The following is a 12,190-nucleotide window of genomic DNA, read 5'->3' as shown; positions in this document are numbered from 1 at the left end:
GTCCCGGGACGCTGCCGTTCCGGCAGCCGGAAAGCAAACAGCCCGATCGGTGGAAACCGGTCGGGCTGTGTCGTTTTCGGCGGTGCTGGCTGCCGGTGCTTACCGCTGGGTCAGCATCATGTACATCTGGATCACCACGTCGGGCGAGAACGTGAACGGCACCCAGCCGAAGCCGGTGTGGCGGGCGACCAGCAGGCGGTCGCCGTTCGACTGCTTCTGCACGGCCATCATCGGGTTCTTCGTCGACACGAAACGCCAGCCAGGCGGGATGCCCTGCGGCGGTTCCGGCTGCATCGACGCGCGCGCATGCGCCAGTTCCTCGATCAGCTGGCCGAGCTGGTCCGGATTCAGCGTGATCGATTCGCCGTTGATGGTCAGCGCGATCTCGTTTTGCGACGGCCGCGCCACGTGCAGCGTCGCCTTGTCGGCCGGGGCGGCGGCGGCTTCGGTTTCGGCTTCGGTCGCGGCTTCGGCTTGCGCCGGCGCGACGATCGCGGTTCCGGCGTCGGCTGTCGTATCGGCCGCAGCCGGCGCGGATGCGTTCACAGCCGGTTCCGCCGCCGGCGTGTCCGCCGGTGCCGGTTCGACGGTTTCGGCGGCAACGGCCGGGGCGGCAACCGCGTTCGTCGCGGCTTCGTTGACGACGGCCTCGACCAGCGCTTCGGCGTCGGCGACGGCCTTCGCGTGGTGCTGTGCGGCGGCTTCGGCCTGCGCGATCGCTTCGGTATGGCGCTGCGTGAGGGCTTCGGCCTGCGCGGTGGCTTCGGCGTGGCGTTGTGCGGCGGCTTCGGCCTGCGCGATCGCTTCGGCGTGGCGCTGCGTGACGGCTTCGGCCTCGGCGGTCGCATCGGCATGACGCTGCGCGGCGGCCTGCGTTTCGGCGATCGCTTCCGCGTGACGCTGCGCGAGCGCTTCGGCCTCGGCGATCGCGGCTGTATGGCGCTGCGTGGCCGCTTCGGCTTCGGCGGTCGCTTGCGCGTGACGCTTCGCGGCGGCCTCGGCTTCGGCGGCCGCTGCCGCATGGCGCTGCGCGGCCGCATCGGCTTCGGTCGCGGCGGCGTCATGGCGTTGCGCGGCGGCCTCGGCCTCGGCGATCGCGGCTGCGTGTCGTTGCGATGCGGCTTCGGCATCCGCATGACGTTGCGCGAGTGCTTCGGTCCGTGCGGTGGCTTCCGTATGGCGCAGCACGGCGGCCTCGGCTTGCGCGGCGGCATCCGTATGACGGTGGGCGGCGGCTTCGGCGGCGGCGGTGGCTTCCGCGTGGCGCTGCTGCGCGGCTTCGGCCTCGGCGGCTGCCGCCGTGTGGCGCTGCGCTGCGGCCTGCGCTTCGGCTTCCGCGGCGGCGTGACGTTGCGCCGCGGCCTGGGCTTCCGCTGCTGCGGCGCGCGCGAAGGCTTCCGCGCTGCGGGCCGCCTGCTGCGCGGCGTGGTGATCGTGGAGGAGCTGATCGACGCCCGCGTTGAGCGAATCGATCTGATCGTTCAGGTTCATGCGTGTCTTCTCTGCGTAAGACCCGCGATTTTAACCGCTGCGCCGGTGCCGGTCCGCGCGCGACGTGTAACAAAGTGCGCAAGGCGGCGCGCCGTGCGCCGCTTTGTGTTATTTCAGGTACCCCGCCGAGCCGAACCAGTCGAGCGCATCGCGCAGCCCTTCGCGGTACGGGCGCGCACGGTAGCCGAGCTCGCGCTCGGCCTTCGCGGACGTGAAATACATCTTGTTCTTCGACATCCGCAGCCCGTCCACGGTGACGAACGGCTCTTTCTTCGTGAACTTCGCGACCGCTTCGGCACCGACCGCGAGCGGGTACAGCGGCCAGCGCGGCAGCGCGATCGTCGGCGCCTTGCGGCCCGTCATCTGCGCGATGTCGGCCAGCATCTGCTGCAGCGGCAGGTTCTCGCCGCCGAGGATGTAGCGCTCGCCGATCCGGCCGCGCTCGAGCGCGAGGAAGTGACCGTGCGCGACGTCGTCGACGTGCACGAGGTTCAGCCCCGTGTCGACGAACGCGGGAATCTTGCCGAGCGCGGCTTCGACGATGATGCGGCCGGTCGGCGTCGGCTTCACGTCGCGCGGGCCGATCGGCGTCGACGGGTTGACAATCACGGCCGGCAGCCCTTCGTCGGCGATCATCCGCTCGACCGCGCGTTCCGCGAGCACCTTGCTGCGCTTGTAGACACCGATCGCCTGCTCGGGCGTGAGCGGCCGGTTTTCGTCGGACGGGTCGCCCGCGCTCGTGACCTTCAGCGTCGCGACGCTGCTCGTATAGACGATCCGCTCGACGCCTTCGGCGCGTGCCGCGCGCATCGTCGCGACCGCGCCTTCGAGGTTCGCGCGCTCGATCTCGTCGGGATCGGGCGCCCACAGCCGGTAGTCGGCCGCCACGTGCAGCAGGTAGCGCACGCCGCGCAGCGCGGCGCGCATCGACGCCTCGTCGCGCATGTCGCCGGTGACGATCTCGGCTTCGAGATCCGCGACGTTCGTGCGCGGGCTGGTCGGGCGCACGAGCACGCGCACCGCAAAGCCTTTCTGCTGCGCGATGCGCGCGACGGCCGAGCCGACGAAACCGGACGCGCCGGTGACGAGAACGAGATCGCGGGAGGTATCAGTCATGCGTTTCCTTCAGGGCCGCGCGCGAGCGGCGCGGCGGTTGAGCGTCGGCGAGATTGTACGTGGTCGGCGCGTGCGGCGACGCAACGCCGGCGCCCCGGCGGGCCGTGCTTGCGTGGCGGCGTGCGGCCGGTCCGCCACGCGTGTGCGAAGCGGCCGACCCGACTACAATGCCGGGCTTGAATGCAACGGGAGGGCGACGCGATGAGCCGCAATGAACTGGACGAACGGATCGAGACCTACTACGTGCGGGTGCGCGGCGTCGTGCAGGGCGTCGGCTTCCGTCACGCGACGGTGCGCGAGGCGCATGCGCTGAAGCTGCGCGGCTGGGTCGCGAATCTCGAGGACGGCAGCGTCGAGGCGATGATCCAGGGCCCCGGCGCGCAGATCGACCGGATGCTCGCGTGGCTGCGCCACGGGCCGCCGGCCGCGCGCGTGACCGAGGTGACGTTCGAGGAACGCCGGACCGAAAGGCGCTTCGAGCGTTTCCAGCAGCAGTAACAGGCGCACGACAACCATGACGGGGTATCCGGAAGCCGGGCGCGGCCTCATGCTGTCGGTGATGGCATCGACGCTGTTCGCGCTGATGTCGGTTTACGCGAAGCTGCTCGCGCCGCTCACCGGGCTCGACATCTTCGCGTGGCGCGTACTGTGGACCGCGCCGGGCGCGCTCGCGCTGATCGCGTTGCGCGACCGCTGGCCCGCGCTCGTCGACCTCGCGCGGCGTAGCGTGCGCGACTGGCGTCTGCTGATCGCGCTGCCCGCGAGCGCGGCGCTGCTCGGCCTGCAGTTGTGGCTGTTCCTGTGGGCGCCGCTGCACGGCCGCATGCTCGAGGTGTCGCTCGGCTATTTCCTGCTGCCGCTGACGATGGTGCTCGTCGGCCGCTTCTACTATCACGAACGCCTCGACCCGCTGCAATGGGCGGCGGTCGCGTGCGCCGCGCTCGGCGTCGTGCACGAAGTGTGGGCGACGCGCGCGTTCGCGTGGCCGACGCTCGTCGTCGCGCTCGGCTATCCGCCGTATTTCGTGCTGCGTCGCCGGATCAACGCGGATTCGCTGGCCGCGTTCGCGATCGAGATCGTGCTGCTGTGCCCGTTCGCGTTTGCGATGGTCGCGGCGAGCACGACGCGCGTCGCGAGCAATCCGGTGCTGTGGGCCGTGCTGTTGCCGGGGCTCGGCGTGCTCAGCACGCTCGCGCTCGCGAGCTACCTGAAGGCGAGCCGGATGCTGCCGATGGCGCTGTTCGGGATACTCGGCTACGTCGAGCCCGTGCTGCTCGTCGCGGTGTCGCTGCTGCTGCTCGGCGAGACGCTGAGCATCGCGAAGCTCGCGACATACGGGCCGATCTGGGTCGCCGTCGCGCTGACCGCGTGGCACAGCGCAATGCTGATGCGGCGCTTGCCCGCGCGCGGATAAGTTTCGATCTCGATCGCGGTGCGGCGGCCGCGCGGGACGTGCCGCGCATCGTGTATCGCTCGACGATCGAACAGCGGTCGAACCGTGATCGAACACATCGATACTGACCGCAAACTGGCGACGCGCTGGCGTGAATCTGGCGGCTCTGCCCGCTTCATGTCGCCGGTCTCACGCTTGTAATCGAACAGAAGATTCGGTTGCATTTTGTTACTTAGGGTCTCCCCGGATCGGCCATTAGACTGGCCTGACCGACTTCCCTTCGTATGCAGCTTTCCAATGAACGGTCATCTCCGTGCCTGGCCGGCTGGTTTGGCGCGATGCGGGCATACGCGCATCGCCGCTGATCGCGCTCGCCTTCTCATTCCCGATCCATTCCCCGGCGCCTGTCGCGCCGCCGTTGCGCAGGTGCGCTCATGTCGTTGAGCATGCCGTCGTCCGTCGCGGTCCAGCCGTCGCACAGCGGCCGCTTGATCGAAGTCGATTTCTTCCGTGGGCTCGTGCTGTTGATGATCGTCGTCGATCACATCGGCGCGAGCGTGCTGTCGCGCATGACGCTGCACGCGTTCGCGCTGTGCGACGCGGCGGAGGTGTTCGTCTTCCTCGGCGGCTTCGCGACCGCGAGCGCGTACGGCGCGATCGCCGAACGGCAGGGCGCGCGCGCCGCGCAGCGCCGGTTCGTGCGCCGCGCGATGCAGATCTACCGCGCGTTTCTCGCGACGTCGACGCTGATGCTCGTCGTGTCGGCCGTGCTCGATCACTACGGGATCGATGCGCCGAACCTCGCGCTCGACGACGTCAGCGTGATGCTTGCTTCGCCGCTCACGGGCCTCGCCGAATTGCTGACGTTCCAGCGCCAGCCGTATCTCGCGTCGGTACTGCCGATGTACGTGCTGTTCGCGCTCGCGTCGCCGGTGCTCGTGCCGTTCGCGCGCCGCCATCCGTGGCTGCTGGTCGCGCTCGGCGTCGCGTCGTGGCTGGCGGCGGGCTGGCTCGGCCCCGAACTGCTGGATACCGACGGCTTTCGCTGGAGCTTCAACCCGTTTGCATGGCAACTGATGTTCGTCGCCGGCGTGCTCGCGCGCTGCCAGCCGTTCTACCGGCGCATCGCGCTCGGGCGGTGGGGCGCCGCGGCGACCGGCGTCGCGTGCGCGGTCGTGCTCGGCTGTGCGAGCTACAAGCTGTTCTCGGGGCTGCCGCTGCCCGAAGGCGTGCTCAAGCGCGATCTCGCGCTGCCGCGCGTCGTGAGCTTCGCGGCCGTCGCGTGGCTGATGGCCGATTGCGTGCGCTACGGCTGGATCGCGCGGATCGCGCAGGGCGTGCGGCCCGTCGTCGCGATCGGCCAGCGCGGGCTGATCTGCTTCGTCGCGGGCGCGGCGATTTCGCTCGTCATCGATTCGCTGCTGCACCCGGTCGCGCACGGCGCCGATCTGCGGCACGTCGGCGTGGGCCTCGTGGCCGACGCATGCGCGCTCGGGCTGATGATGGCCGTGGCCGGTTCGGGAACGTGGATCGCGCGGTGGCGCAGTGCGGCCGCGTGAGCGGCGCGGGAAGAGGCGCGTGCGGCACGCAACGTGCCGCGCGGCGTCAGTGAGGTGAGCCGATACGGGAGCGGGGAACGGCGGTTGCGTCGTCGGATTCGGCGTCGTCTCGGTCGTCCGGCGCCGGGTCGTCGCGCTCCGCGAGTACCGCGTCGGCTTCGGCTGCGGCGCGGGCGGCGCGAATCGCGGTGCAGCGCTGAGCGTGCCGGATGTCCGACAGTATCCTCAGCAGCCTCGTGGTCTTGCTTTTCATGATTTTCTCCCGCCAGTGCGCATCGCGACGGATCGGATGCGTTTCCACCAGTGTAGGACGCGATCGCGCAACCGGCAGGGGAATGTGGCGTGCATGCCGCACGCCAAGGGATAGTACTTACTGGGCCGCGGTGACGGCCTGCGCCTGCAGCGCTTCCTCGCGCCGCTCTTCCGCGCAGCGCTGATGCTGGCGCGACAGGCGGTTCATCAGCGGCAGCAGCAGCAGCGCGAGCAGCATGCCGATCGCGGCGAGCCAGCCGAGCTTCTCGAACAGCGACAGGTAGAGCGGCAGCGATTCGGTGGCCGGCAGCTCGTGCGACGGCATCTGCGCGAAGTTCGCGACGACGCTGCCGAGATACTGCGACACGCCCGTCGCGACGAAATACGCACCCATCATGAAGCCGCTCATGCGCGCCGGCACGTAGCGGGCGATCATAGCGAGGCCGAGGCCGCTCACCAGCAGTTCGCCGAGCGAGTAAAGGCCGTAGCCCCACACCATGAACCACGACGACACGCGGCCGTCGACCGCGTAGCGGCCGCTGATCGTGAACACCAGGTAGCCCGCGGCGACCGCGCCGAAGCCGAGCGCGTACTTCGCGGCGACCGGCAGGTCGCGGCCGCCCTTCGCGACGGCGTTGTAGACCCACACGAGCACCGGGCTCAGCAGCATGATCCAGATCGGGTTCAGCGCCTGGAACTGCGCGGCGCTCCACGTGAACAGCGTCGTGCCGAACAGGATGAAGCGCGGATCGACGTTGCGCAGCGCGAACAGCGTCAGCGACGTCGACATTTGCACGTAGAAGATGAAGAACAGGATCACCTGGCCGATCAGCACGAGCGCCGCGATCAGGCCCGCGCGTTCCGAGCGCTCCGACTTCGCGATCATGTACGCGAAGATCGCGAGGATCGCGAACGCTGCCGTCCACACGCTGGCGACCGCGAGCTGCTTGTGCTGCAGCACGTACAGCGTGATCAGCGCGAGCGCGACGCCGCCTGCCGCGACCGCGCCGAGGCGCTTCCAGCGGATCGGCTGTTCGTCCGGCTGCGAGCCGACATGCGCGAGCGTGCGGTGCATCAGCATGAAGTTGAGGATCGCGAGCAGCATGCCGCCGCAGCAGACCGCGAACGCGGCGTGCCAGCCCCAGTGATCCTTGATCCACGGCGTCGCGAGCATCGACACCGTCGAGCCGATGTTGACCGCCATGTAGTAGATCGTGAACGCGCTGTCGATGCGCGCATCGTCACCTTCATAGATGCGGCGCACGAGGTTCGCCGCGTTGGCCTTGAACAGGCCGTTGCCGACGACGATCACGCCGAGCGACGCGTACATGTACGTCAGGTGATCGTTCGGTACCGCGAGCATCAGGTAGCCGGCGCACAGCACGGCCGCGCCGATGATCATCGTGCGGCGGGCGCCGAGCACCTTGTCGCCGATCCAGCCGCCGATCGACGGTGCCGCATAGACGAGCGCGGTGAACGCACCCCAGGTCAGGTTCGCATGGCTGTCGGTGAAACCGAGCCGGTCGACCATGAAGAGGACCAGGAGCGCGGCCATGCCGTAGTAGCCGAAGCGCTCCCACATTTCGATGAGGAAGACCGTCGTGAACGATCGGGTTTGTGAAACAGGTGAATGCATCATCAATCTCGGTTGAAACGGACGGCACGGATCACGCGTCGTCTTGGGTCTAACTGGCGCCTGTGCACAATGGGCCGGGTAGGCTTGGCATCGGCGATGGAACAGTCGGGCGGTTAGCCCGGGCCGGGAGCGAACACCGCCCGATGAGGCGGGGAGCGACCCCGACCGGCGCGCGGATGGTAACGTTCGCCGGTCCGGTGCGTCCGGTATGCGCCACTTAGGGAAACTCCCGATATGGCAGCAACTTTCAGGAAGATTCGTCTCATCATCTATTTGTAAACTTCTGGGCGGGCCCTCCGAAGATTCCCGGAGAGCCGCTTGCAGCTTGCCTGTGAAGCCGGCGAGTCTGGCAAGATAGCGCGTCGTTTCGCTTGCTTCGTGCCCTGTTTAGCGCACCGGGCTCAACGCCGAAGGCGTGTGCGAACCTGAAGACTAAGCTATATCGATCTAACTTAGTTATTTTCCATCAAACATTTTTTGACGATCACTTTTCGGCCTGCTATGGTTCCCCCCACTGAAAACTCGCGGTCAGCAGACGCTGCCGCCGTACTGGGCAGCAAGATTCGCGCGTTGCGCCAACGACTCAAGCGCACGCTCGACGACACCGCTACCGCCGCGGGGATTTCGAAGCCGTTTCTGTCTCAAGTCGAGCGCGGGCTCGCGTCGCCGTCACTGACGTCGCTGGCCGGTATCGCGCACGCGCTCGGTGTGACGGTGCAGTACTTCGTGGATACGCCGAGCGAGGAACGCTCGGTCTGCCGAGGCGAGCAGTTGCGCTTCTTCGGGTTTGCCGATTCGGCGAACCTGTTCGCGCGGCTGACGAACGTATCCGAAGGGCGACAGCTCGAGGCGATCCTCGTGAGGTTGCCGCCGGGGCAGAAGCGGTCGGAAGTGACGACACATGCAGGAGAAGAGTTCCTGTATGTGATTGAAGGGGAAGTGTCTCTGACGCTGGAAGGCAAGACGTTCGTCCTGCAGGCCGGCGACAGTTCGCACTATCAGTCGACGGTCCCGCACAGCTGGGTCAACACCGCGAAGATCGAGTCGGTGGTGGTCTGGGTCGGTACGCCGAGGCTGTTCTAACGCACAGGTATTCCTTCGTTTCCAAGACGGGATGCCTGTCGAAAGAAACGTAAGGAATACTAAGATGAAATACGGGAATCACGGGCCTCCTCGATCGCTGCACCCGTCAGCGTCTCACGCGTAATCCGCGGCATTCGCCGCGCGACGCTCACCGAACCCACTTTCTCAAGACTGCCACGATGAAATCCTTGCATGCCATGTCGGCCGTGCTGGCCGCGCTCGCCCTGACGACGCCCGTCGCCCACGCCGTTACCGTTCCGTCGAACGTCGCGCTCGCTCCTCAGCAGGACCTGACGCGACAGGTGCCTGCCGAGGTCGAGTCGCTCGACCCCGCGCACATCGAATCGTGGACCGGCAACACGATCGGCCTCGACCTGTTCGAAGGGCTCGCCCGCATCGATGCGGCCGGCCAGGTCGTGCCGGGCGTCGCGCTGTCGTGGGAGCGCAAGACGCCGCAGACGTGGATCTTCAAGCTTCGCCACGACGCGAAGTGGAGCAACGGCCAGCCGGTGACGGCCGCCGATTTCGTCTATGCGTGGCAGCGCCTCGTCGATCCGAAGACGGGCTCGAAATACACGATCCTCGTCGAGTTCGTGAAGAACTCGAAGGACATCATCGCCGGCAAGGCCGCGCCGTCGACGCTCGGCGTGCGCGCCGTCGACCCGTACACGCTCGAGGTGACGACCGACGTGCCCGTCGCGTTCTTCCCGGAGCTGACCGCGATGGTGCCGCTCGCGCCGGTGAACAAGGACACGGTGACGAAGCTCGGCGACGCGTGGACGCGCCCGGGCAACATCGTCAGCAACGGCCCGTTCCAGCTGGTCGACTGGCAGCCGAACAACCGCATCGTGATCTCGAAGGACGCGAAATACTGGAACGCGCCGAAGGTCGTGATCAACAAGGTCACGTACCTGCCGATCGAAAGCGACGAGACCGCGATGCGCATGTACCAGGCCGGCCAGATCGACTACAGCTACTCGATTCCGTCGGGGATCTTCCAGCAGGTCAGCAAGCAGTTCGGCGGCGAACTGCGCCAGGGCCTGCAACTCGCGACGTACTACTACTACCTGAACAACAACGATCCGGCGCTGAAGGACAAGCGCGTGCGCCAGGCGCTGTCGATGGTGCTCGATCGCGAGGTGCTGACCTCGAAGCTCACGCAGGCCGGCGAGAAGCCGATGTACGGGCTGATGCCGAACGGCACGAAGGGCGTGCAGCCGTTCACGCCGGACTGGGCGTCGTGGCCGATGGCCAAGCGCGTCGAGACAGCGAAGAACCTGCTGAAGCAGGCCGGCTACTCGGATGCGAAGCCGCTGTCGTTCACGCTGACGTACAACACCAACGACCTGCACAAGAAGGTCGCGCTGTTCGCCGCGTCGGAATGGCGCACGAAGCTCGGCGTCAACACCAAGCTCGAGAACGTCGAGTTCAAGGTGCTGATGAAGGAGCGGCATGACGGCAAGGTGCAGATCGCGCGCGACGGCTGGTTCGCCGACTACAACGACGCGATGACGTTCTTCGACCTGCTGCGTTGCGGCAGCGCGCAGAACACTGTCGGCTACTGCAACAAGCAGGCCGACGCACTCGTCGACGAAGGCAACCAGAAGCTCGACGACAAGGCGCGTGCCGCGCTGCTCACGCAGGCACACGACCTCGCGCTGAACGACACGCCGATGGTGCCGCTGTTCCAGTACTCGGCCGACCGTCTCGTGAAGCCCTATGTGGGCGGGTACTCGCTGAAGAACGTGATCGACATGCGTGCTTCGCAGGACATGTACCTGATCAAGCACTGAGCGGAGCGATCATGCTGGCCTACGCTTTGAGGCGCACGTTGTGGGCGGTGCCGACGATCCTCGCGGTCGTCACCGTCTGCTACCTGCTGCTGCACTTCACGCCCGGCGGCCCGTTCGATACGGAGAAGCAGCTTTCCGCGGCAACGCTCGCGAACCTGAACGCGAAGTACCACCTCGACCAGCCGCTGTGGAAGCAGTACCTGCTGTATCTCGACGCGCTGCTGCACGGCGATCTCGGTCCGTCGTTTCGCTATGTCGACTGGTCCGTGAACGATCTCGTGCGCAAGGCGCTGCCGGTGAGTCTCGGCGTAGGCGGCGTGTCGATCCCGATCTCGATCGGGCTCGGCGTGCTGCTCGGCACCGTCGCGGCCGTGCGCCGCGACAGCTTCATCGACCGCATCGTGATGCTGATCGGCAACATCGGCAACGTCGTGCCGCCGTTCGTGCTCGGCCCGGTGCTCGTGTGGATCTTCGCGATCCTGCTGAAAACCTCGGCCGGCAACGGCTGGCTGCCGGCGGGCGGCTGGGGTGACGGCGGCTGGCAGTACCGGCTGCTGCCGATCGTGCTGCTGACCTTCATCAACATGTCGCTGCTCGCGCGGGTGATGCGCGGCTCGATGATCGAGACGCTGTCGAGCAACTACATCCGCACCGCGCGCGCGAAAGGCCTGCCGGGCTCGACGATCGTGCTGCGCCACGCGCTGAAGCCTGCGCTGATGCCGGTCGTTTCGCTGTTCGGCACGGTCTGCATCTCGTCGATCACCGCAGCCGTCGTCACCGAATCGGTGTTCGCGCTGCCTGGGCTCGGGCAGCTCGTCGTGAACGGCGCGATCAACCGCGACTACACGCTGGTGCTCGGCCTCGTCGTGCTGACGACCGTCTGCGCGGTGCTGTTCAACCTGCTGGTCGACCTCGCGTACGCGTGGCTCGATCCGCGCATCCGTTATTGAGCGAGGCACTGCGATGACTCCGACTACTCCCGTCGTCGGCCTGCCCGTGCAGACCGACTCGCCGCCGCGTTCGCGCTCGCCGCTCGCGCTTGCGATGGCGCGTTTCCTTCACAACCGCGCGGCCGTGTTCAGCCTCGTGCTGCTCGCACTGATCACGATCACGTGCTTCGTCGGCCCGTGGGTGCTCGCGGCCGATCCCGCCGCAAGCGACTGGGGCTCGATCAGTCTCCCGCCGACGTGGACGAACCAGCACTGGTTCGGCACCGACGAGCTCGGCCGCGACCTGCTCGTGCGCACGCTGATCGGCGGCCGCGTGTCGATCGAGGTCGGCCTGCTCGGCACGCTGGTGTCGGGCCTGTTCGGCGTCGCGTGGGGCGCGACCGCGGGCTTCGCGGGCGGCCGCGTCGACTCCGTGATGATGCGCATCGTCGACATGATGTACGCAATCCCGTACCTGCTGATCGCAATCCTGATGATGACCCTGTTCGGCCGCTCGTTCATGCTGGTCGTGCTGACCATCAGCGCGTTCTCGTGGATCGACATGGCGCGTGTCGTGCGCGGCCAGACGCTGTCGCTGCGCAGCCGCGAATTCGTCGACGCGGCACGCGCGATCGGCGTGACGCCGGCGTCGATCGTGCTGCGCCACGTCGTGCCGAACCTGCTTGGCGTCGTCGTTGTGTACGCAACTGTTTCGGTGCCGAACATCGTGCTGACCGAATCGGTGCTGTCGTTCCTCGGCCTCGGCGTGCAGGAACCGATGACGAGCTGGGGCGTGCTGATTCAGGACGGCGCGCAGAAACTGGAATCGATGCCGTGGCTGCTGCTGGCCCCGGCCGTCATGCTGTGCGTGACGCTCTACTGCGTGAACTTCGTTGGCGACGGCCTGCGTGACGCGCTCGACCCGAAGGATCGCTGAG

General features: G+C 67.3%; 11 protein-coding genes. 7 read left to right on the top strand and 4 right to left on the bottom strand.

All coding sequences use genetic code 11. From position 1 onward, the window contains the following. Window positions 1-99 precede the first annotated feature (99 nt). A complete protein-coding gene (locus FPJ27_RS18755; protein ID WP_204422097.1) occupies window positions 100-1,491 on the bottom strand; it encodes a phage tail protein in 1,392 nt (463 codons plus the stop codon). A gap of 108 nt (window positions 1,492-1,599) precedes the next feature. After that, the gene (gene hpnA / locus FPJ27_RS18750) at window positions 1,600-2,607 is read right to left on the bottom strand and encodes a hopanoid-associated sugar epimerase (protein ID WP_204422096.1); all 1,008 of its coding nucleotides are present in this window, start codon (window positions 2,605-2,607) and stop codon (window positions 1,600-1,602) included. A gap of 201 nt (window positions 2,608-2,808) precedes the next feature. Between hpnA and FPJ27_RS18745 the strand changes: the two genes are divergently transcribed. The 3 genes from FPJ27_RS18745 (at window position 2,809) to FPJ27_RS18735 (ending at window position 5,559) form a co-directional block, all read left to right on the top strand. Continuing rightward, complete coding sequence (locus FPJ27_RS18745; RefSeq protein WP_034187849.1) at window positions 2,809-3,105, top strand: acylphosphatase; 297 nt, start codon at window positions 2,809-2,811, stop codon at window positions 3,103-3,105. A 16-nt stretch (window positions 3,106-3,121) separates the two neighbouring features. Continuing rightward, window positions 3,122-4,021: an EamA family transporter RarD gene (rarD, locus tag FPJ27_RS18740; RefSeq protein ID WP_204422095.1), complete on the top strand. Its 900-nt coding sequence runs from the start codon at window positions 3,122-3,124 to the stop codon at window positions 4,019-4,021. Window positions 4,022-4,434: 413 nt separating this feature from the next. Further along, entirely contained in the window at window positions 4,435-5,559 is a 1,125-nt protein-coding gene (locus FPJ27_RS18735; protein ID WP_072440032.1) for an OpgC domain-containing protein, read from the top strand. Between the two features lie 46 nt (window positions 5,560-5,605). On the opposite strand, the gene FPJ27_RS18730 is transcribed toward FPJ27_RS18735, so the two are convergent. Together FPJ27_RS18730 and FPJ27_RS18725 are read right to left on the bottom strand one after the other, a co-directional pair. After that, a complete protein-coding gene (locus tag FPJ27_RS18730; protein WP_072440289.1) occupies window positions 5,606-5,812 on the bottom strand; it encodes a hypothetical protein in 207 nt (68 codons plus the stop codon). Window positions 5,813-5,929: 117 nt separating this feature from the next. Beyond that, window positions 5,930-7,450, bottom strand: a complete 1,521-nt coding sequence (locus FPJ27_RS18725) for a peptide MFS transporter (RefSeq protein ID WP_072440034.1) — start codon at window positions 7,448-7,450, stop codon at window positions 5,930-5,932. A 498-nt stretch (window positions 7,451-7,948) separates the two neighbouring features. On the opposite strand from FPJ27_RS18725, the gene FPJ27_RS18720 reads away from it, so the two are divergent. The 4 genes from FPJ27_RS18720 (at window position 7,949) to FPJ27_RS18705 (ending at window position 12,189) form a co-directional block, all read left to right on the top strand. Next, window positions 7,949-8,530 carry a cupin domain-containing protein gene (locus tag FPJ27_RS18720; protein WP_034181602.1) on the top strand — a complete coding sequence of 194 codons (582 nt, stop codon included), beginning with the start codon at window positions 7,949-7,951 and terminating at the stop codon, window positions 8,528-8,530. A 179-nt stretch (window positions 8,531-8,709) separates the two neighbouring features. Then, window positions 8,710-10,323, top strand: a complete 1,614-nt coding sequence (locus FPJ27_RS18715; protein WP_204422094.1) for a peptide ABC transporter substrate-binding protein — start codon at window positions 8,710-8,712, stop codon at window positions 10,321-10,323. Between the two features lie 11 nt (window positions 10,324-10,334). After that, entirely contained in the window at window positions 10,335-11,273 is a 939-nt protein-coding gene (locus tag FPJ27_RS18710; RefSeq protein WP_047902206.1) for an ABC transporter permease subunit, read from the top strand. A gap of 13 nt (window positions 11,274-11,286) precedes the next feature. Beyond that, on the top strand, window positions 11,287-12,189 hold the full coding sequence (locus FPJ27_RS18705; protein WP_072440038.1) for an ABC transporter permease subunit: 903 nt from the start codon (window positions 11,287-11,289) through the stop codon (window positions 12,187-12,189). Window position 12,190: the final 1 nt, after the last annotated feature.

Origin of the sequence: Burkholderia sp. MS455, assembly GCF_016899445.1 — a bacterium.
In the GTDB taxonomy this organism is placed as follows: domain Bacteria; phylum Pseudomonadota; class Gammaproteobacteria; order Burkholderiales; family Burkholderiaceae; genus Burkholderia; species Burkholderia pyrrocinia_C.
The sequence above is the reverse complement of the archived record's forward strand: the minus strand, read 5'-3'. Positions and strand labels throughout refer to the sequence as shown.